Here is a 20,336-nt window from a genome sequence, read left to right on the forward strand (position 1 = left end):
TGGGACCGGACTAAGCGCTAAAGCGCCAAGTCCGGTCGACCGCGATAAAACTGCATGGGACCGGACTAAGCGCTAAAGCGCCAAGTCCGGTCGACAAAGGAGACGGACATGGATACTCCGGCACGGCTGAACGACCTTCAACGCACCACCCTCGCCATCGTCCTCGCCGGCGGACGAGGCACGCGGCTCGGACCGCTCACCAACAAACGCGTCAAACCCGCCGTGCATTTCGGCGGTAAGTACAGGATCATCGACTTCGCACTGTCGAACTGCCTGAACTCGGGCATCCGGCGTATCGCTGTCGTCACACAGTACAAGGCCCACTCGCTATTGCGCCACCTGCAGCGCGGCTGGAGCTTTCTGCGCGGCGAGTTCGGCGAATTCATCGACCTGTGGCCCGCGCAGCAGCGCGTTGAAGGCGCGCACTGGTATCGCGGCACCGCCGACGCCGTGTTCCAGAACCTCGACATCATCCGCTCCATCCGCCCCAAGTACGTGGTCGTGCTGGCGGGCGACCACATCTACAAGATGGACTACACGCGCATGATCGCGGATCACGCCGATAGCGGCGCGGATTGCACGGTCGGCTGCATCGAGGTGCCGCGCATGGACGCGGTGGCCTTCGGCGTCATGGCCGTCGACGAAAACCGTCGCGTGGTCGGCTTCGTGGAAAAACCCGCCGACCCGCCCGCAATACCTGGCCGCCCGGACACCGCGTTGGCGAGCATGGGCATCTACGTGTTCAACGCGGACTACCTTTACTCGCTGCTGGAGGAAAACATCTCGACCGTCGATACGGATCACGACTTCGGCAAGGACATCCTGCCGCGCGTCGTCACGCAAGGCACGGCGATCGCACATCCGTTCGGCATGTCGTGCGTATCGTCGGACCCGAACGTGGAGCCGTACTGGCGCGACGTCGGCACCATCGACGCCTATTGGGCCGCCAACCTCGATCTCGCGTCCACGATTCCGACGCTCGACCTCTATGACCGCAGCTGGCCGATCTGGACGTATCAGGAACAGCTGCCGCCCGCCAAGTTCGTGCGGGATCTGAAGGGTCTGCAAGGTTCCGGCAACAATCTTCTCGCATGCGGCGGCTGCGTGATCTCGGGTTCGCAGATTTCGCGCTCGGTGTTGTCGTCGAATGTGAAAGTGAGTTCGTTCTGTAACATCAATGAGGCAGTCTTGTTGCCGCAGGTCACGGTCGGCGCGAGTTGCCGCTTGCAGAAAGTGGTGGTGGACCGCGGCTGCGCGATCCCGGACGGCACGGTGATCGGCGAAGATCCGGTGGCTGACGCGGAGCGCTTTTATCGCACCGACGACGGCGTCGTGCTCGTCACGCCCGAATCGCTGCGGCAGGAAGCGACCTGAGTCCGACCGGCTCTGCGTGCCAGTTGCCGTAGCTTCACCCGGCGCGGCGCGCGGCCGGTATTACGAGCATTCCCCGACCATCAATCAAGGAATCCAATTTAGCCTATGACGATTCGCGCCCTGCACGTCGCAAGCGAGCTGTATCCCCTCCTGAAAACAGGCGGTCTCGCCGACGTCGCGGGCGCGTTGCCGTCCGCGCTGGTCGAGCGCGGCGCCGATGTCCGCGTGCTGCTGCCCGGCTTCCCGTCGGTGGTTGCCGGCTTGCACGACGTGCGGCCGGTCGCCCAGCTTGGCAGCCGTTTCGGTGCGCCGGGCGTCACCCTCGAACAGGGAACGCTGCCGTCGAACGGACTGATCGTCTACACGATCCGCGCGGCCTCGCTGTATGACCGGCCCGGCAATCCCTATCTGAACGACGAGCATGTGCCATACGGCGACAACGCGCAGCGTTTCGCACTGCTCGGCTGGGTCGCCGCGCAACTCGCGCAACAGCTCGATCCGGCCTGGTCGCCGCAGATCGTCCATGCGCACGACTGGCATGCGGGACTCGCCGCCGCCTATCTGAAAGCCGCCGAAAGGCAGCATGGCCGGGCGCTCGCGCGCAGCGTCTTTACGGTGCACAACCTCGCGTATCAAGGCGTTTTCCCCGCGCATCAGTTCGGCCAGCTCGGCCTGCCCGACGATTTTTTCAGCATGTACGGCGTCGAATTCTATGGACAGCTGTCGTTTCTGAAGGCGGGGCTTTACTACAGCGACCGCATCACGACCGTAAGCCCCACGTACGCCCGCGAAATTCAGACGCTGGCTCAAGGCGGCGGGCTCGACGCTCTTTTACGCAACCGCTCGCACGACCTGTCCGGCATTCTGAACGGCGTCGACTATACGGTGTGGAACCCGGCGAGCGACGCGCTCCTCGAGAATCGCTACACCTCCACGCGGCTCGCCGGGAAACTGGCTTGCAAGGAGGCGTTGCAAAAACGCTTCGGTCTCGCGCAGAAATCCGACGCGCTGCTGTTCGGCGTAGTGAGCCGCCTCACCGAGCAAAAAGGCCTCGACCTGCTGCTCGAAACCGTGCCGGAAATTGTCAAACGCGGCGGCCAGCTGGTCGTATTCGGTACCGGCGACCCGGCGCTCGAAAACGGCCTGAAACGCGTCGCGCAGACGCATCCCGATTCGGTCGCGGTGGAGCTTGGCTTCGACGAAAAGCTCGCACATACGATCATCGCGGGCAGCGACGTGGTCGCCGTGCCATCGCGGTTCGAGCCCTGCGGGCTGACGCAGCTTTACGCGCTCGCCTACGGTTCGTTGCCGCTCGTGCATTGCGTCGGCGGTCTCGCGGACACCGTGGTGGACGCATCGCTCGAAAATCTCGCCGAAGATCTCGCCACCGGTTTTGTCTTCGAGCACTTCCAGCCGCGCGGGCTCACCGCCGCGATTCGCCGGGCGTTCGCGCTCTATGGCCGGCGCACCGAATGGAAAGCGGCGCAGCGGCGCGCGATGCGCCAGGACTTCGGCTGGGGCGCTTCCGCAGACCGTTACCTGGCGCTGTATCGCGAGCTTTGCTGAGGCGGTGCCTGCCTGCATTGCCGGGCCGCAAACAGCGCGGCGCCGCGCATCTTTGGTGATGGTTCGGCGCAACAACACGGGGACGGATCAACTGCCCCGCGTCAAACTCATGTATTGTTTCCTGACGATGCAGACCGTGCATTATTCTTGCAGCGTCTGAAGCAGTCCTGCGCGCGCGGCATTCCGGCTCATGCCGAGGCACCGTCGCCGCGCATCCCTCCCGTTTTCACCGATCGCGCACGAACGACTGCGCGAGCCATACCATGACGAAGAACGTTCTGAGCATTCAGTCACATGTCGTTTTCGGGCACGCGGGCAACAGCGCCGCCGTCTTCCCGATGCGTAGGCTTGGCGTGAACGTGTGGCCGCTGAACACCGTGCAGTTCTCGAACCACACGCAGTACGGCCATTGGACCGGCACGGCGATCAATGCCGCGCAGATGGAAGAACTCGCCGAGGGCATCGGCGCCATTGGCATGCTGCCGCGTTGCGACGCCGTGCTCTCGGGCTACCTCGGCACGCCGGAACAGGCACAATCGGTACTGGAAATCGTCAAGGCCGTAAAGGCCGCGAATCCCCGCGCGTGGTACTTCTGCGATCCGGTGATGGGTGCGGCGAGCGGCTGCAAGGTCGAGCCGGGCATCCAGGAATTCCTCGTGAACACCATGCCGGAGATGGCCGACGCCATGGCGCCGAACCATACCGAGTTGCAGCGGCTCGTTGGCCGCGAGATCGAGACGCTCGAAGAAGCCGTCACCGCGTGCCGCGAGATCATCGCGCGCGGGCCGAAGCTCGTGCTGGTCAAACACCTGCTCGATCGCAACAGTCCCGCCGATCGTTTCAACATGCTGGTGGTGACCGAGCGCGAGGCGTGGATGTGCCAGCGCCCGCTCTATCCGTTCGCGCGGCAACCGGTAGGCGTCGGCGATCTGACGAGCGCGGTGTTCGTCGCTCGCACGCTGCTGGGCGATACGATTCGCGCGGCGTTCGAGCACACGCTCGCGGCAGTCAACGCCGTCGTCAAGCTGACCTGGCAAGCCGGGCGCTACGAGCTCGAACTGGTGGCTGCGCAAAACGAAATCGCGCAACCCCGTGAGTGGTTCGACGCATGGGTGGCGGAGACCGCATAGCCGCTGCGCTTGCCGCAGGCGGCAACGCGATGCTTTGAGCCGCACGGAACCTTGGCGGCCTGCCGGTCGTCCTATAATGCGTGCCGCGTGCGCGAAGCAACACCTCACGCGCGCAGCAACTTTTTCAGGCACCGGCATTCAGCAGACGAGGCATCGATGGACGGTTATATCCGCAGCGAGCGGGAAGAGTATTTCGAGCAGTTGTGTATCAGCGTCGACGCGGACGAGGTGCACGAACAGGAAGCCATCGAGTTCTTCGAGAACCAGTTCGACCAGGCCGACTTCGATCCCACGCAGTGGCTCGACATCGCGCTTTACTACTCGCCAGCCGTGGCGCGCGGCATCATCGACATGGTGACGCCCGACGACAAGGCGCGCAGCAACATCGCCGAAGTGATCGCCGACAACCTCGATATCTCCTATGGCGAAGACGAGTGCGAGCAGTTTGCCGAGACCATCGAGTTCGCGCTGAACAACGGCGTGCCAGTGGATCTCGACCTCGTGCTCGACGGCTGCCAGCGCGCGATCGACGATCTCGACACATGGGCTGACGACGAAACCAAGGCGCCCCTGCTGCGTCTGCGCGAAGAAGTGCTGCGCCAGCAAGGCGAGCGCTAGAGCCGGGCCCACCGCTCGACGCAACAAGCGTTGCATTGCGTTGAGTCTGTCTTTACTCACCGCCGCCGCATGCCGCCCAGACGCGGCACCACGCCCGCACGTGCCCTGAACGTTTCCCCTACGTCTCTTAAGCATGTGCGGTAATCCGCATCCCCGCCCTGCCGCGCGTTACGCGCCCCGCCTGCACGCGCGCGGCTTATGCCGAAATTCTCATCCAAAGCGCAGCGAACTGCCAAGACGGCGGCATATTGGCTTTCTATATTCGCGCCACATGACCGGCGTGCAAACCCGAGTGCGCGTATTCCAGCATTGTGTATCGCGAGCCATCCTCTTTAGTCTCTCGTTGCAAGCCGGACACACATCACAGCCTTGCCGCTTTCATAACCTGGAACTGTCGAAGTAAGGAGAGACCATGAGTTTTAACAACACGCTCAAACCGCTTGCTCTGTTCGTTGGCGCCATGATCGCAGCCGCGCCGCTCGCCAGTTTCGCCGACGACCTGCCGGTGAAGATCGGTTTCGCCGCGCCGATGACCGGGGCCAATGCCGGCTACGGCAAGGATCTCGAGAACGGAGTCCGGCTCGCTATCGAGGAAGCCAACGCGCAGAAGATCAAGATCGGCGACAAGGTCGCGCAGTTCCAGATCGTCTCGCAGGACGACCAGGCGGACCCGCGCATCGGCGTGCAGGTCGCGCAGAAGCTTGTGGATGCGGGCGTTTCGGTGGTGGTCGGCCACTTCAACTCGGGCACGACGATTCCCGCCTCGCAGGTTTATGAGCAGGCCGGCATTCCGGTCATCGACCCCGCCGCGACAAACCCGATCATTACCGGCCGAGGCTTTGCAAACACCTTCATGGTGATTTCCACGGACGCGCAAAATGCCGGCAACGCAGGCGTCTACGCGGTCGAGGTGTCGAAGGCGAAACGCATTGCGATCATCGACGACCGCACCGCATTTGGCCAGGGCGAAGCCGACGAGTTCGAGAAGGCAGTCAAGGCACATGGCGGCAACATCGTCGCGCGCGAATACACCGACAATCACGCAGTCGACTTCAGCACGCAGATCACCAAGATCAAGGCGGCGAACGCGGACCTGATCTTCTTCGGCGGCCTCGACACGCAGGCCGCGGGCTTCGCGAGGCGCATGAAGCAACTCGGCGTGACGGCGCAACTGGTGGGCGGCGGTGGCGTGGAGGATCCGGAGTTCATCAAGCTTGCCGGCGACGCAGCCGAAGGCGTGATGGCCTGGGAATACGGCCGTCCGCTCGCGCAACTGCCGGGCGGCAAGGACTTCTCCGCGAAGTTCAAGAAGCGCTTTGGCGGCGAGATCCTGTCGTATGCACCGTTCGGCTACGACGGAGCGTGGGCCGCGATCAAGGCCATGCAGCAGGCCAAATCGACCTCGCCCGCCGATTACCGGCCGGTTCTCAAGGCAATCGACTTCGAAGGCGTGACCGGCAAGATCTCGTTCGACAACACCGGCGCGCTGAAAAGCGGCGCGTCGACGCTCTATCAGGTCAAGAACGGCACGTGGGTTCCGATCGTGACCAAGAGCGGCTCCTGAGCGCGGCGCTACTTCGCGCTTACGCCCCCCGCAAGCTTCGCGGCCTTGACGACGATTTGCGCGTCGAGGTCGCGCTCGATCCGCACGAGATCGTCTTTGATCTGGGCAAACTCTGCGGGGGAGCACATCTGGTGTCCGAAGGCGGCGTGCAGTTGCCGCCTGATCTGCAGCACGCGTGCCCCGCGGTCGAACACATAGCGCGACGAGAAAATCAGAAACCGGTTCTGCACGTCGGTGTCGGCGGGCGTGTCGGTCACGTTGGCGAAGCGCGGCAGCGTGATTTCCAGTGTCTCGTCGAAGTCTCCGCCAATGCATGCCCACGGCTGCGTGCGCACCGGCTCCGCGAGCCACGCCTGCACCTGCGAGCCCATTCCGCCCGAGAAGCTCGTAAGCGTCGGCATCGCCGTGGTGCCGTCGGTCCATACGAAATGCTCGACCTTGCCTTGCATCCACGTCGCGAACGGCCCGTCGGTCACCGCTACTTCGCCGGTACGTAACTGCGCGGTGCCATGCAGGCCGGTTTGCAACAGACGGTTGGCGGCAATCTGTTGCGTGCGCTGACGCGAAGCGCGTCGAAAGACATTGCGTTCGATCTCCGCAGTAAAGCCCGCGTCTTCCGCCCGGTACGCGTAGTCGGCAGTGCCGTTTTCGTCGACGTCGATCTGCACCCGCGCGCGCCGCTCGCGCACCTGAGTGGCCGGCGTGTGCGATAGCACGCCCTCGCCGACCAGCAGCACCGGCCTGTCCATCGCCGCCGCCGGCAGATAACCGAAGCCCACGCCGCCCGCCGTCGTGTCCGCGTACAGCGAAAGATCAGGAATCCAGACGATCGCATGATTGATCGCGCTCGCGCCATAGCCCGGCACGTCCGGCAAGCTGTAGTACGGCCCGAGATTGAGCAGCACAGCCTCGCTGCGGATGCCGACGGCGGCCAGCAACGCGCTGTAAAGCGCGACGTGATCCTTGCAGTCGCCATAACGGTTACGCAGGATGTCAGCCGCCTTGTGCGGAATCGCCGCCGTCTCGCCCAGAAAAAGCGCGACGTAGCGGATATTCATGCGTACCCAGTCGTAAAGGATGTGCGCCTTCTCGCGGGGATCGGCGGCACGCGCGGTGAGCGACTGTGCAAGCTGCACGATGGACGGATCGTTGAAGGTGGCGTCGGCCGCGGGTCCCCGGTAACGTGCGGCGAAGCTCGCGAAGTCGGGCACGGTCGACACCATCAGACGATCGCCCCAATTCGCGTAGCCGACGGCGCCCGCTTCGAGGCGCGCATACGGTCCGTGCCGGTAGTCGAATTCGTAGCGTGTGCGGCCGTTCGCCGTGACCGGCGGCATCGCGGTATAGCCACGCGCGTCGGCATAGAGCGGCACGTCGGCGGGAAGATCGAAGATCAGGCGCTGTTCGTCGACGGGTTCGCTCGTCGGCTCTACGAGGTAGGCGAAGGTACCCGCCTGCAACGGCTTCGCGCGCGTCTTGCGAAACGTGAGATGCACGCGCAAACCGGGCTCGACGCCGGGAAAAATCACGGTTCGCAACACGCCGTCCTGAAAGCTCGGCGCGCCCGCCGAGCGAGGCTCCTGAATATCGCGGATCGCTTCTGGACCGACCGCGTGCGTCGCACCGTCGGCGTCGATCGTCTCGGCCGCGAGCAGTTGCACCTGCTCGATGTCCTTGTTGAACCACACATAGCGTTGTGCGATGTCGTCCACGCCGCTCGTCGTGTTCGCGCGCAGCACGCTGTCGTCGTGTTCCTCGATAGAACCGTCTTTCTGGATCGTGAAGAGATGGACGTCGCGCTCAGTCGTGTAAGGCGCACGGTCGTCGCCGGATGGGTCCGATCGCGTGTCTGCGGCAAAAGCGGTAGCGGCCGCCGCGCACAAGGCAAGCGCGGCGGCGATGTGCAGGCACGCCCGGTAGCGCATCATCAACAATGTTCCCCGCGCCGCCAATCAATCATCAATCGCCTTCACCGAGTTGGCCGAGCAGAGCCTGCAATCTCTCGACATGCCTGAGCAGCAGATGCCGATGCTTCTCGATCTGCTCGAGCCGCCCCGCAAGATCCGCCTGGATCGGATCGTCCGCATCGGCGGCGGCGATCACGTCTTCCACTCTCGATCGCAACGACGCGAGTTCAACCGGCGCATGCACGATGTGCCGCTCGAAACGCCGAACCTCCTGCACCGCGAGTTCACGGACCTTGCGAAAATACGCCTGGCGTCGATGCGCTTCAGCGTCGATGCTTTCGTCTTCGATGCGTCTGGCAGGCGACGCCTGGCCGAAAATCGGTTCAGGCGGACGCAGCACCGTCTTCTTCCGCACGGGATGCGCGGTGCCGCGAAACCGCGCGAGGGGTTGTTCATTGTCGATCGCCTCGCGCGCGTTGGGCGGGATCTCGGCTTCGGTATGCGGCGTGTTCATCCAGCCATTCGGCAGACCCGTCACCGCTTCTATGCCACGTACGAACTCCTCGCTGAATTCGCGCTGGCCGGACAACATCAACTTCAGGTAGCTCGCGGAGAAAGTCATCATGCGTGCGAGACGACTGGCCGCGCCGACCTCGCGCGTCAACAGCACGAGATTCGCGCGCCAGACCGGGAGCAGCAATTCGTCGGAATCTTCCATCGCTGGGTCTTCCATCTTTTGCCCGATGTAAAGACGACGCCATTGCGAGCGTCATCGTTTTGAAAGGGTAGCCGTTGCACGGCCTCACTGGCAAGCGGCGCACGCGATCGCACACGGAGCCGTGAATCGACCCGGCTCGCATCGCTCAATGTCAATGCACGTAGCCGTTTTACCTTCGCCGCGCTGTTCGACACGTTGCATCGGGACGACGTTCCTGCTCCGCGCGCGCCGATGTGGCATGCTTGCAAACCGTGCGGCATAGGTCGTGCTGCACCGCGAGTTTCCCAACATTGATTAAGGGTTTTGTAATGAAGAAAATTGTTCTGGCCATTGCCGCAGCCGCCGCTGCTCTCAGCGCAATCGCTCCCGCACAAGCTTATGAGCATCACCACCACCAGGTGTGCCATAAGGTGCGCGTGCATCATCACTGGGAACGCCACTGCCGCTAATCGTTGCCCTCACATCGAGGACACGACGGCCGCCGCGAACGCCTCGCATCGCGTCGCGCGCATCGCAAAGCCCCGCTACTTGCGGGGCTTTTTTTATCGACGGATTCGCGCGGCGTAAAGTGATTCGTCAGATGCGGACGCCATAACGCCATACGTTGTGCGCGAAAGGCGCGGCGCGCAATCGCGGACACACGCTGTTACACCTTCGCGGTCTGGGCCGACGCGGGGAAGCTGCGCGAGGCTTAAGCGCAACTCCGCGAACCGCGTGGAAATGATGGATGAAGTAGGGTAAAACAGCAGGCCTGCAAGTGAGACGCCGCGGTCAACCCGCCTTGACGCGCTCCGATGCCGTTGCGACCAGTTGCTCGAGCAGCGGCTCGACCTTCGCTGCAAGCGCTTCGTCGTACGCGTACGGCGGCTGTTCCTGCATATAGGTGATCTGGGACAACTCCAACTGCACCGCGTGCACCCCTTGCGAAGGCTGGCCGTAATGCCGCGTGATGAAGCCGCCCTTGAAGCGCCCATTAGCGACAGCCGAGTAGCCGCCATGTCGCTCGACGACAGCCGCCAGTTCCTCGCCCAAACCCGCCACCGCGCTTGCGCCGTTCGAGGTGCCGAAATTGAAGTCCGGCAAGCGTCCTTCGAAGAAGCGCGGTACATGCGAGCGGATCGAATGCGCCTCCCATAGCAACACCTTGCCATGGCGAGCTTTGAGCGCGGCAAGTTCGCCCGCCAGAGCGTCGTGATACGGCACCCAGTAAGCATCGCGACGGCGGGCCACTTCGGCCTCGTCCGGCAGATGGCCTTCCAGGTACAACGGCTCCTTGTCGAAGGTATCGACGGGCAATAGTCCCGTTGTGTCCTGGCCCGGATAGAGGTTCGCTCCGTCGGGCGGACGGTTCAGGTCGATCACATAGCGCGCGTAAGTAGGCATGAGAATCGACGCGCCCATGCGTTTCGCGAACGCATAGAGCCGGTCGAGATGCCAGTCGCAATCGTCGGTGCGAAACGCTACGGGCGTCATCGTTCCGGCGATGTCGACGGGGATTTCGGTGCCTACATGCGGGATCGAGATCAGCAACGGCAGGCTTCCTCGATGCAGCGTGAAAACCGGCGGAGTATTGGAAGCAGTCATGTCAGTTCTCTTTCGCAGGATCTTTGCAGTGACGCAGCCACGTAATGCACGATGCGCTGCTTTACGTCATTTCAGCAGGTCGGCGAGCGCCACGCGATAGCGCGCGTAAGCGCCCTCTTCGTCGCGATGCCGGCGATTGTCGACCACCTTGTCGCCGCCTGCGTACACATCGCGGATGGGCGTCTCGCCGTGCTCGCAGAATACAACGCCCGAGAGCCACGCGCTCGGCGCATGCTCGGCAATGCTCGCATGATTCGGGTCGAGCACCAGCCAGTCCGCGCGATGACCCACTTGCAATGCGCCTGTCGCGCGGCCCGTTGCCTGCGCGCCGCCTTCGAGCGCCGCATCGAAAAGACGGTCTGCCACATACGGCGTTTGCGCGGACGCGAGCACGTTGCGCTGCCGGCGCGTCAAACGCTGCCCGTATTCGAGCAGACGCAATTCCGCGCGCCAGTCCACGCCGATATGACTGTCCGAACCGACGCCGATGCGCCCTTTCGCGTCGAGATATTCTTGCGCGGGGAAAAGGCCGTCGCCGAGGTTCGCTTCGGTGGTCAGGCACAAACCGGCCACCGCACCGCTCCTCGCGAGCGCAAGCGTCTCGTTGGCATCAACATGCGTGGCGTGCACGAGGCACCACCGGCTGTCGACGTCGAAACGGTCCAGCAGCCATTGGACCGGACGCGCGCCCTCTGTTTCCACGCACGCGTCGACCTCGGCAGTCTGTTCGGCGATATGGATGTGAACCGGCGCACTGCCGTCCAGCCCGCCGAGCAGTTCGCGCAACGATTGCTCGGAGACGGCGCGCAACGAGTGCGGCGCCACACCGTAGCGCAGTGCCGCATTTTCAGGCCGCGCGGCGCGCAATGCACCGAGCAGTTCGAGCAGGCTACCGGGCGTATTAATGAAGCGCCGCTGGTCGTCGCGCGGCGCGCGCGCGCCAAAGCCGCTGTATTGATACAGCACCGGCAACATCGTCATGCCGATGCCGCTCGCCGATGCTGCATCCACCACGCGTTGCGCGAGTTCCGCCGGGTTGCCATACCGCCCGCCGTCCGGCGTGTGATGCACGTAATGGAACTCGCACACCGACGTGTAGCCCGCCTTCAGCATTTCGATGTAGAGCCATTGTGCGACGCTGGCCAGTCCCTCTGGCGAAATACGCGCGGCAAAGCGATACATCAGATCGCGCCAGCTCCAGAAGTTGTCGGCGGCGCCTGTAGCCGATGAGCCACGATATTCGGTCAGGCCGGCCATTGCGCGCTGGAACGCATGCGAATGAAGATTCGGCATGCCAGGCATTACCGGACCCGCCGCTCTGGCCACTGACGCAGGCACGTCGCGTGTGTCGGGCTCGACCGTCGTCAGGTTTCCGTCGACGTCCCATTCCAGCAGTACGTCCCGGCGCCAGCCGCCCGGCAGATACGCGTGCTCCGCGAATAACGTTTGTTTTGCTTGTGTCATCTCTCAGGTCCCGGCTCAGTTCGCGTCGCGTGTCGAAGGACGATAAACCGTCTCGCCCGCGCGCACGACCCGCGCGCACAACGGACGCCCTATCCAGTAAGCCAATTCCGCGAGCGAATCGACCGCCCATACCGCGAAGTCGGCCGCGCGGCCCACTTCGAGCGAGCCGTGCCGGTCCGCCTTGCCGAGCGCGCGCGCCGCATGCGACGTCACGCCCTTCAGTACTTCAGGCACGGTCATGCGGAACAGCGTGCTCGCCATATTCATCATCAGCAGCAACGAGGTGGTGGGTGAAGTGCCGGGATTGCTGTCAGTGGAAATTGCAATCGGCACCTCGTAACGCCGCAGCAGATCGAGCGGCGGCAGCTGCGTCTCGCGAATGAAGTAGTACGCGCCCGGCAGCAACACGGCCACCGTGCCGGCTTCGTTCATTGCCGCGACGCCGGCTTCGTCGAGAAACTCCAGGTGATCCGCGGACAGCGCCCGATGACGCGCCGCGAGGGCCGTGCCGCCGCCGTTGGACAACTGCTCCGCGTGCATTTTCACCGGCAGTTTGTAGCGCGCGGCGGCATTGAACACGCGCTCGCTCTGTTCGAGCGAAAAGCCGATGCGCTCACAAAACACATCGACCGCGTCGACCAGACCTTCGTCTGCGAGCGCGGGAAGCATGGTGTTGCAGACTTCGTCGATATACGCGTCGGCACGGCCTGCGAATTCGGGCGGCAATGCGTGCGCGCCAAGGAACGTGGTGTAGACCGTCACCGGATAGCGTTCGCCCAGCTGGCGCGCGACGCGTAACATCTTGCGCTCGCTGTCCAGATCCAGTCCGTAACCGGATTTGATTTCGACCGCCGTCACGCCTTCGGCCAGCAACGGTTCGAGTCGCGCGGCCGATTGCCGGAACAACTCGTCTTCGGTCGCGGCACGCGTCGCGCGCACCGTGGACACGATGCCGCCGCCCTGCCGCGCGATCTCTTCATAGCTGACGCCCGCGAGGCGCTGCGCGAATTCATCGGCACGCTGCCCGCCGTACACGAGATGCGTGTGGCAATCGACGAGCCCCGGCGTCACCCATGCGCCGTGCAGATTTTCGCGCGGCCAATCTGCGTATTCCGCAGGCAAACCGGCGGCCGCGCCGAGCCACACAATGTTGCCGTTCTCAACCGCGATCGCGGCATCGCGCAGCGTGTGTTCGGGATCGCCCTGAGGGCACAAGTTCAGTTGATGCCAGACGGTTTGCTTCATCGCGTGCTCTTGCAGCTCGTTGCGTGTGTAAGGAGGTCCCCGCGCATGCGCTGCCGTGCTACGTCACGCACGCGCGAACCATGGTCATCGTTGCGTGTAGCGGATGCTGATGGCGAGCAGCGCGCCCGTGCCTTCCAGGTTGCATCGCAATGCGCTTGGCGTGTCGATGCGCAACGCGTCGCCAGTTTGCAGCCACTGCGGGGGCGCATTACGGTTTGCATCATCGTGTGCATTGCCCAACGTGACGGCAAGCGGCCCGTTCGCGCAGTAAAGCAGCACGATGTCGGCGGACAAACTCCGTTCGGGCTGCGTCTCGTGCGGGGCCGCGCACCACACTGCCAGCTCGCCCTGCGCCGAGTCGCGACGCACCATCAGATTGAAGTCGCGCGTCGCACCGTCGACAAGCCGCGCGTCGATCGCCGTCTCACCACTGAAGCGCGCGATATCGAGCGGCCGGGTCAACGCGTGAGTCTTCAACGTGTGGTCCGGTTGGGTCTCGTCGAGCAACATGCCCGCGCCAGACAACAACACGAGCGTGCGATCGATGCCCGCGAATCGTGAGAACGGCCCCGCTTGCGCGACATCCGCCACACTCACGCGCCACACGAACGTGTCGAGCCCCGCATCCGCAGGAAACGCCGCGACTTCGCGTGTGAGCCCGCCGCCGTTTTTCCACGGTACGGCTACGAGCTCCGCACCGCGGATCAATGTAACGCCGCGCGCGGAGCCGCTTTCCACAGCGCCTGTGCTGCCCGCAAACGTCATGCTCAACGGCCCAGCATCGGCAGATTGAGGCCCGCTTCGCGCGCGGTTTGCTGCGCGAGTTCATAGCCTGCGTCCGCGTGACGCATCACGCCGGTCGCCGGGTCATTGAACAACACGCGGCCCAGGCGTTCTTTCGCGGCGTCCGTGCCGTCCGCGACGATCACGACGCCCGAATGCTGGCTGAAGCCCATGCCGACACCGCCGCCATGATGCAGCGACACCCACGACGCGCCGCCTGCCGTATTCAGCAACGCGTTGAGCAACGGCCAGTCGCTGACTGCGTCCGAGCCGTCTTTCATCGACTCGGTTTCGCGATTCGGGCTCGCCACCGAACCGGTATCGAGGTGATCGCGGCCAATCACGATCGGCGCCTTCAGTTCGCCGTTCTTCACCATCTCGTTGAATGCCTGGCCGAGACGGTAACGATCCTTCACGCCGACCCAGCATATACGCGCCGGCAATCCCTGGAACGCGATGCGCTCGCGCGCCATGTCGAGCCAGTTGTGCAGGTGCGGATCGTCGGGAATGAGTTCCTTGACCTTAGCGTCCGTCTTGTAGATGTCCTCTGGATCGCCTGACAGCGCGACCCAGCGGAACGGTCCCTTGCCTTCGCAGAAGAGCGGGCGGATGTACGCCGGCACGAAGCCAGGGAAATCGAAGGCGTTCTTCACGCCCATTTCGAGCGCCATCTGACGAATGTTGTTGCCGTAATCGAGCGTGGCGGCCCCGCGTTCCTGCAGCGTCAGCATGGCTTGCACCTGCTTGGCCATAGACTCTTTCGCCGGCACGACGATCGAATCCGGCGCGGTCTTCTGACGCTCGCGCCAGTCTTCGACCTTCCAGCCTTGAGGAAGGTAGCCGTGAATCGGATCGTGCGCGCTCGTCTGATCGGTCACGCAGTCCGGTGTGATGCCGCGCGTCACGCACTCGGCAAACACGTCGGCGGCGTTGCCGAGCAAACCGATAGACACTGCCTTGCCCGCCTGCTTCGCTTCTTCGAGCATGGCGAGTGCTTCGTCGAGTGTCTTCGCTTTCTTGTCCACGTAACGCGTCTTCAGACGGAAGTCGATGCGTGTCTCGTCGCATTCCACTGCGATCATCGAAAAGCCGGCCATCGTCGCGGCGAGCGGCTGCGCGCCGCCCATGCCACCCAGACCGCCAGTCAGGATCCAGCGGCCCGCCGGATCGCCGTTGAAATGCTGGTTGGCCACCGAGAAGAACGTTTCGTACGTGCCCTGCACGATGCCCTGGCTACCGATGTAGATCCAGCTGCCCGCCGTCATCTGGCCGTACATCATCAGGCCCTTGCGATCGAGCTCGTGGAAATGCTCCCATGTCGCCCAGTGCGGGACCAGATTCGAATTCGCGAGCAGCACGCGCGGCGCGTCTGCATGCGTGCGGAAAATGCCGACCGGCTTGCCCGATTGAATCAGCAGCGTCTCGTCTTCGTTCAGGTCCTTGAGCGAAGTAAGGATCTGGTCGAAGCAATCCCAGTTGCGCGCCGCACGGCCGATGCCGCCATACACCACGAGCGCGTGAGGATGCTCGGCTACTTCGGGGTCCAGATTATTCTGGATCATCCGGTACGCGGCTTCCGCGATCCAGGTCTTGCAGGTCTTCTCAGCACCGCGCGGCGCACGGATCGTGCGGGTAGGGTCGAGACGCGGGTCGATGTGTTTCGGGTTGTTCATGGTGGCCCTCGGAATGCCTGAAGATGATCGGGATATGTCAGGGAAGAATCAGGGAAAGCAAAAATCAGAAATGTCCGGTGAAACGGTAACGGCTGCCCGGATGCCACAGATTCGCGATCGAAGCGACCTGGCTTTGCGACCAGGTTCGCCGATGCAGCACGAGGCAAGGCTCCAGTTCGTCCATGGTCAACAGCTCGCGGGTATCGCCGTCCGCCGCCAATGCCTCGATGCGATATTCGACGCGCTGCAACGGCGCGACCCGCACGAGATACTGGTTCGGCGTGATGTTCGTGAAATCCTGCAACGCGTATTCGGGGGCGACAGCCGGATTGACCCAGCGCTCTTCAAGCTGCACCGGCTCGTCGTTTTCGAAATGAAGCACGCGCGAATAAAATATCGGACTACCCGCGCTCACCTGCATTTCTTCGGCGAGCGCCGTATCGGCGATGCTCGCGCCAATGTGCAGCACCTTCGCCTGATAACGATGACCGCGCGCGACGATTTCGTCGGAGATACTGCGGATCGCCACCAGCGTCGATTCGTACTTGGGACGGGCCACGAACGTGCCCGAGCCTTGCACACGCGTCAGCACCTGCTCCGAGGTCAACTCGCGCAGCGCGCGGTTCACCGTCATGCGAGCGACATTGAATTCGCGTGCAAGCTCGTTTTCGGAGGGCACCTGGTCGCCTTCGCCCCATTCGCCCGCGTGAATGCGCGCGAGGATGAAGTCCTTGATGCCCTGATATGCGGGTGCGTTCATTGGCTGCTGTGTCTCATGGTCCGGTCGGGGCGCCTAGGGGCGCTGAGTGCCGCTCAGAGATGCTGAGCGGCGCCTCATCGCACGTAGCCCCGCACGAATTCGCTTACTGTTCGGACACGAAGGAAAACGGGCTCAGCTTCGCGATCGTGCCGTTCTGCACGAGACGCGTAACGGCCGCGATGTCCGGCGCGAAGTAGTGATCCAGTTCGTAATGCGCGACGTCCTTGCGCACCACGTCCATCACTTTCTGCAAACTCGGGCTCGTCTTGTGCGGCGCGCGCAGATCCACACCTTGCGCGGCGGCAAGCAATTCGATCGACAGAATATTGGCCGTGTTTTCGGCGATGTCGCCAAGCTTGCGCGCAGCGAACGTGGCCATCGACACGTGATCTTCCTGGTTCGCGGAAGTGGGCAACGAATCGACGGAAGCAGGATGCGCGAGCGTCTTGTTTTCCGATGCCAGCGCGGCAGCCGTCACGTGGGCGATCATGAAGCCGGAGTTCACGCCGCCGTCGCGTACGAGGAACGGCGGCAGGCCCGACAGCGTCGCGTCGATCAGCAACGCGATGCGGCGTTCGGCCAACGCGCCGATTTCCGCGGCGGCGAGCGCGAGATTGTCCGCGGCGAACGCGACCGGCTCCGCGTGGAAGTTGCCGCCAGACAGCACTTCGCCAGTGTCCGGGAAAATCAGCGGATTGTCGGACACGGCATTGGCTTCGAGCAGCAGCACGTCGGCGGCGTGACGCATCTGGTCGAGACACGCGCCCATGACTTGCGGCTGGCAGCGCAGGCTGTACGGGTCCTGCACCTTGTCGCAATCGGCGTGCGACACGTTGATGCCCGAACCTTGCAGCAGTGAGCGATATGCTGATGCCGCGTCGATCTGGCCTTGATGTCCGCGCAACTCGTGAATGCGCGCGTCGAACGGCTTGACCGAACCGGCCGCCGCATCGACCGACAACGCGCCCGCCACCAGCGCGGTGCGATACAGGTCCTCGATCGCGAACATGTTGTAAAGCGCGAGCGCAGTCGACGCCTGCGTGCCGTTCAGCAGCGCGAGGCCTTCCTTCGCTTGCAAGGTGAGCGGCTTCAGACCGACGAGCGAGAGACCTTCGGTGGCCGGCAGACGTTCGCCTTTCGCGAAGACCTCGCCTACGCCGAGCAGAACCGCCGACATATGCGCGAGCGGCGCGAGGTCGCCGGATGCGCCCACCGAACCCTTCACCGGAATCACCGGCAGCACGTCGGCGTTGTACAGCGTGATCAGCGCTTCCATGACCTCGCGGCGAATGCCGGAATGGCCGCGCCCGAGGCTCGACAACTTCAACGCAATCAACAGACGCACGACCGGGCGCGACATCGGCTCGCCTACCCCGACCGCGTGCGACAACACCAGATTGCGTTGCAGCAGTTCGAGCTGGTCATGCGGAATATGCGTGCTCGCGAGACGCCCAAAGCCCGTGTTGATGCCATACGCGGGTTCGCCCTTCGCGGCGATATCCGCTACCGCTTTCGCACATGCGTCGATAGCCGCGTGGCTTGCGGGATCGAGTCGCAGCGGCACATGTTCCCGCGCGATCTGGCGCAGTTGCGGGAGAGTGAGGTGGCCGGGCTTCAGAGTCATCATGGTTGTTGTCCTGTCTATACAATTTGAGAGAAGTCTAGCCGCGCCGTCTTGTATATACAACTTGTTTTTAATGCTTTCGAGACCAGGGCTTTCCACTAAGGCCGTCTGCACCGCATCGTAAGGCGTTCCTTGATCGGCTCGCGCCGCCAGCGCGGACCGAAGCCGCTGCCTTCAGCAACGGCCAACTTGTATATACACGTCCAATATAATGGCCGCCATGCGGACAAAAACCTTCCCGGCATCGATGAGCAGCGCTGAAAAACCCACCCTATAACGCAACGAAGCCCGCCAACTCATGCGAGCCGCGGGCTTCCTTCGACAACGGGTGACTCCGGATGCAGCGCTACAACTGCACGCGTGCCGCCATGAAATCCAGGAAACATTGCACGCGCCCCGCGAGCGACGCGCTCTGGTAATACACCGCGCTGACTGGCTGGCGCTCGTCGAGTAGCACATTGCCGAGAATCGGCACGAGGCGGGCGTCGCGGATGTCGGCGGCTATCATGAATTCAGCGAGGCACGCGATACCCCAGCCCGACAGCGCGAGTTGCCGTAAGGTCTCGCCGCTCGATGCGGTGATCGACGGCTCGATCCTGAACGGCTCCGCGTTGGCGTTGGCGTTGCGGTTGCCGTTGCGGTTCCCCTTCCCCTTGCCTGTGCTTCGCTCGCGCAACGGCCAGCGGTTCAGATGCTCCGGCGCCGTGAATCCGATCAGCCGATGCTCGGCCAAAGCATCGACCGATCTGGGCTCGCCGTGCTCGGCCAGATACGCGGGACTCGCGACCACGCGCAGTTTGCTGCTGCCGAGTGCGCGAGCATGCAGCGTGGAGTCCTGCAACGCGCCAATCCGGATGGCGATATCCACCTTCTGCTCCAGCAGATCGACGATCCGCTCGTTGCTGGTCAACTCCAGTCGGATCTCAGGATACAGCTCGGAAAACGCCGTCATATGCGGCGCAATGCAGTGAAGCATGAACGGCGACGCCGCGTCGACGCGCAAGCGCCCCGAAGGCCTGCGGCGCTTGCGCGTGACGGACTCCTCGGCTTCTTCCATCGCGTCGAGAATCGCCCGGGCGCGCTGCAGGAAGCCTTCGCCCTCTTCGGTCAATTGCAGACGGCGTGTCGTGCGCCTCACCAGCGCCGTGTCCAGCTTCTTTTCGAGGCGAGTAAGGGCGCGACTCACGCCTGACACGGTCTGCCCGAGCTTTTCCGCAGCCGCCGTGATCGAGCCGCTGTCGATCACGCTGACGAACACCAGCAACTCGTCGGTGGATGTTTTCATTGTTGATTCACAGTCAAGATTGATTTGAGACTAACACGCTTTTTGCGAGAATGAAGACGGCGGATACTGCTTGCCTGTCATCAGATTTCCACTCAGATTTCCACTCAGGAGAAGGTCTTGAAGATATTCATTACAGGCGCGGGCGGTTTTATCGGCGGTTCTATTGCGGCGCATCTCGTGCGCGCCGGTCATCGGGTGCGCGGTCTGATTCGCAAGCCCGAACATAGCGACGAACTGAAACGGCTCGGCATCGAGCCGGTTATCGGCACGCTCGACGACCGCGCGTTGCTGATTGCCGAAGCGCAAGCCGCCGACGCTGTCATCAACGCCGCCAGCAGCGATCACGAAGGCGCAGTGAGCGCGCTGATCGAAGGACTCTCGGGCTCGGGCAAACCGTTCCTGCACACGAGCGGTTCGAGTATCGTCGGCGACGCATCGGGCGGCGAAGCGGCCGAAGCGCGCATCTATCACGAAGACGCTCTGCCGGAGCCGACCGCCGACAAGGCCGCGCGCGTCGCGATCGACCGCCGGGTCCTCGAAGCCGCGCAACAGAACATCCGCTCGGCGGTGCTGTGCAATACGCTGATCTACGGCCACGGCGCGGTAGCGGGCAGCGCAAGCGTGCAGTTGCCGCGCCTCGTGCGACAGGCTCAAAAGAACGGCGTCGTGCGACACGTCGGCAGCGGCGGCAACACATGGTCGAACGTGCATATCGACGACGTCGCCGAGCTTTATCGTCTCGCGCTGGAAAAGAGCCCGGCCGGCACGTTCTACTTCGTCGAAAGCGGCGAAGCGTCGTTCCGCGAAATGAGCGCGGCCATCGCGCGCGCGATGAAGCTCGGCGAGCCGCAAGACTGGCCGCTCGAAGAAGCGCAAAAGGAATGGGGCTACGAAATGGCTTCGTACGGACTCGGCTCGAATAGCCGCGTACGCGGCGAGCGCGCACGCAAGCTGTTGGGCTGGCAGCCCAAACGCACGTCGGTGATCGACTGGATCGAGCACGACATGATGTCCGGCCCGGCGGCGTAGGTCCGCGGTTTT

Annotated in this window: 17 protein-coding genes; 7 read left to right on the forward strand and 10 right to left on the reverse strand. The window is 63.5% G+C overall.

All coding sequences use genetic code 11. The annotated features are described in order from the left end of the window. The first annotated feature begins 108 nt into the window (after positions 1 to 108). From glgC to H281_RS0125025, 5 genes are all read left to right on the forward strand, one after another. Positions 109 to 1,374: a glucose-1-phosphate adenylyltransferase gene (glgC, locus tag H281_RS0125005; protein ID WP_020069872.1), complete on the forward strand. Its 1,266-nt coding sequence runs from the start codon at positions 109 to 111 to the stop codon at positions 1,372 to 1,374. Positions 1,375 to 1,479: 105 nt separating this feature from the next. Then, on the forward strand, positions 1,480 to 2,940 hold the full coding sequence (gene glgA, locus H281_RS0125010) for a glycogen synthase GlgA (RefSeq protein ID WP_020069873.1): 1,461 nt from the start codon (positions 1,480 to 1,482) through the stop codon (positions 2,938 to 2,940). 263 nt (positions 2,941 to 3,203) lie between these two features. After that, positions 3,204 to 4,070, forward strand: coding sequence for a pyridoxal kinase PdxY (gene pdxY / locus H281_RS0125015; RefSeq protein WP_020069874.1), 867 nt, complete (start codon positions 3,204 to 3,206; stop codon positions 4,068 to 4,070). Between the two features lie 156 nt (positions 4,071 to 4,226). Further along, positions 4,227 to 4,688: a hypothetical protein gene (locus H281_RS0125020; RefSeq protein WP_020069875.1), complete on the forward strand. Its 462-nt coding sequence runs from the start codon at positions 4,227 to 4,229 to the stop codon at positions 4,686 to 4,688. A gap of 412 nt (positions 4,689 to 5,100) precedes the next feature. After that, positions 5,101 to 6,252, forward strand: a complete 1,152-nt coding sequence (locus H281_RS0125025) for a branched-chain amino acid ABC transporter substrate-binding protein (RefSeq protein WP_020069876.1) — start codon at positions 5,101 to 5,103, stop codon at positions 6,250 to 6,252. 8 nt (positions 6,253 to 6,260) lie between these two features. Here the strand turns inward: H281_RS0125025 and H281_RS0125030 are convergent, their stop codons facing one another. After that, complete coding sequence (locus tag H281_RS0125030; protein ID WP_020069877.1) at positions 6,261 to 8,180, reverse strand: DUF3857 domain-containing transglutaminase family protein; 1,920 nt, start codon at positions 8,178 to 8,180, stop codon at positions 6,261 to 6,263. A gap of 31 nt (positions 8,181 to 8,211) precedes the next feature. Then, a complete protein-coding gene (locus H281_RS0125035; RefSeq protein WP_020069878.1) occupies positions 8,212 to 8,877 on the reverse strand; it encodes a hypothetical protein in 666 nt (221 codons plus the stop codon). A gap of 308 nt (positions 8,878 to 9,185) precedes the next feature. Between H281_RS0125035 and H281_RS36995 the strand changes: the two genes are divergently transcribed. Then, positions 9,186 to 9,326: a hypothetical protein gene (locus H281_RS36995; protein ID WP_164701943.1), complete on the forward strand. Its 141-nt coding sequence runs from the start codon at positions 9,186 to 9,188 to the stop codon at positions 9,324 to 9,326. A gap of 322 nt (positions 9,327 to 9,648) precedes the next feature. On the opposite strand, the gene hutG is transcribed toward H281_RS36995, so the two are convergent. From hutG to H281_RS0125075, 8 genes are all read right to left on the reverse strand, one after another. Then, positions 9,649 to 10,461 carry an N-formylglutamate deformylase gene (gene hutG, locus H281_RS0125040; RefSeq protein ID WP_020069879.1) on the reverse strand — a complete coding sequence of 271 codons (813 nt, stop codon included), beginning with the start codon at positions 10,459 to 10,461 and terminating at the stop codon, positions 9,649 to 9,651. A 66-nt stretch (positions 10,462 to 10,527) separates the two neighbouring features. Continuing rightward, positions 10,528 to 11,925, reverse strand: coding sequence for a formimidoylglutamate deiminase (locus H281_RS0125045; RefSeq protein ID WP_020069880.1), 1,398 nt, complete (start codon positions 11,923 to 11,925; stop codon positions 10,528 to 10,530). A gap of 15 nt (positions 11,926 to 11,940) precedes the next feature. Continuing rightward, entirely contained in the window at positions 11,941 to 13,170 is a 1,230-nt protein-coding gene (gene hutI / locus H281_RS0125050) for an imidazolonepropionase (protein WP_020069881.1), read from the reverse strand. Between the two features lie 84 nt (positions 13,171 to 13,254). After that, a complete protein-coding gene (locus H281_RS0125055) occupies positions 13,255 to 13,935 on the reverse strand; it encodes a HutD/Ves family protein (protein ID WP_020069882.1) in 681 nt (226 codons plus the stop codon). A gap of 2 nt (positions 13,936 to 13,937) precedes the next feature. Further along, complete coding sequence (hutU, locus tag H281_RS0125060; protein ID WP_020069883.1) at positions 13,938 to 15,626, reverse strand: urocanate hydratase; 1,689 nt, start codon at positions 15,624 to 15,626, stop codon at positions 13,938 to 13,940. A 64-nt stretch (positions 15,627 to 15,690) separates the two neighbouring features. Next, positions 15,691 to 16,386, reverse strand: a complete 696-nt coding sequence (gene hutC / locus H281_RS0125065) for a histidine utilization repressor (RefSeq protein WP_020069884.1) — start codon at positions 16,384 to 16,386, stop codon at positions 15,691 to 15,693. A gap of 103 nt (positions 16,387 to 16,489) precedes the next feature. Then, complete coding sequence (hutH, locus tag H281_RS0125070) at positions 16,490 to 18,013, reverse strand: histidine ammonia-lyase (RefSeq protein ID WP_020069885.1); 1,524 nt, start codon at positions 18,011 to 18,013, stop codon at positions 16,490 to 16,492. A gap of 343 nt (positions 18,014 to 18,356) precedes the next feature. Then, positions 18,357 to 19,295: a LysR family transcriptional regulator gene (locus H281_RS0125075; protein WP_020069886.1), complete on the reverse strand. Its 939-nt coding sequence runs from the start codon at positions 19,293 to 19,295 to the stop codon at positions 18,357 to 18,359. Between the two features lie 117 nt (positions 19,296 to 19,412). Between H281_RS0125075 and H281_RS0125080 the strand changes: the two genes are divergently transcribed. Then, positions 19,413 to 20,324: an NAD-dependent epimerase/dehydratase family protein gene (locus H281_RS0125080; RefSeq protein WP_020069887.1), complete on the forward strand. Its 912-nt coding sequence runs from the start codon at positions 19,413 to 19,415 to the stop codon at positions 20,322 to 20,324. The last annotated feature ends 12 nt before the right edge of the window (positions 20,325 to 20,336 follow it).

Source organism: Paraburkholderia caledonica (genome assembly GCF_000383275.1).
GTDB lineage: Bacteria > Pseudomonadota > Gammaproteobacteria > Burkholderiales > Burkholderiaceae > Paraburkholderia > Paraburkholderia caledonica.

Excerpts from the sequence above, each read along its gene's own strand:
- glgC (WP_020069872.1), top strand. The coding sequence starts at position 109 with ATGGATACTCCGGCACGGCTGAACGACCTTCAACGCACCACCCTCGCC.
- glgA (WP_020069873.1), top strand. The coding sequence starts at position 1,480 with ATGACGATTCGCGCCCTGCACGTCGCAAGCGAGCTGTATCCCCTCCTG.
- pdxY (WP_020069874.1), top strand. The coding sequence starts at position 3,204 with ATGACGAAGAACGTTCTGAGCATTCAGTCACATGTCGTTTTCGGGCAC.
- H281_RS0125020 (WP_020069875.1), top strand. The coding sequence starts at position 4,227 with ATGGACGGTTATATCCGCAGCGAGCGGGAAGAGTATTTCGAGCAGTTG.
- H281_RS0125025 (WP_020069876.1), top strand. The coding sequence starts at position 5,101 with ATGAGTTTTAACAACACGCTCAAACCGCTTGCTCTGTTCGTTGGCGCC.
- H281_RS0125030 (WP_020069877.1), bottom strand. The coding sequence starts at position 8,180 with ATGATGCGCTACCGGGCGTGCCTGCACATCGCCGCCGCGCTTGCCTTG.
- H281_RS0125035 (WP_020069878.1), bottom strand. The coding sequence starts at position 8,877 with ATGGAAGATTCCGACGAATTGCTGCTCCCGGTCTGGCGCGCGAATCTC.
- H281_RS36995 (WP_164701943.1), top strand. The coding sequence starts at position 9,186 with ATGAAGAAAATTGTTCTGGCCATTGCCGCAGCCGCCGCTGCTCTCAGC.
- hutG (WP_020069879.1), bottom strand. The coding sequence starts at position 10,461 with ATGACTGCTTCCAATACTCCGCCGGTTTTCACGCTGCATCGAGGAAGC.
- H281_RS0125045 (WP_020069880.1), bottom strand. The coding sequence starts at position 11,925 with ATGACACAAGCAAAACAAACGTTATTCGCGGAGCACGCGTATCTGCCG.
- hutI (WP_020069881.1), bottom strand. The coding sequence starts at position 13,170 with ATGAAGCAAACCGTCTGGCATCAACTGAACTTGTGCCCTCAGGGCGAT.
- H281_RS0125055 (WP_020069882.1), bottom strand. The coding sequence starts at position 13,935 with ATGACGTTTGCGGGCAGCACAGGCGCTGTGGAAAGCGGCTCCGCGCGC.
- hutU (WP_020069883.1), bottom strand. The coding sequence starts at position 15,626 with ATGAACAACCCGAAACACATCGACCCGCGTCTCGACCCTACCCGCACG.
- hutC (WP_020069884.1), bottom strand. The coding sequence starts at position 16,386 with ATGAACGCACCCGCATATCAGGGCATCAAGGACTTCATCCTCGCGCGC.
- hutH (WP_020069885.1), bottom strand. The coding sequence starts at position 18,013 with ATGATGACTCTGAAGCCCGGCCACCTCACTCTCCCGCAACTGCGCCAG.
- H281_RS0125075 (WP_020069886.1), bottom strand. The coding sequence starts at position 19,295 with ATGAAAACATCCACCGACGAGTTGCTGGTGTTCGTCAGCGTGATCGAC.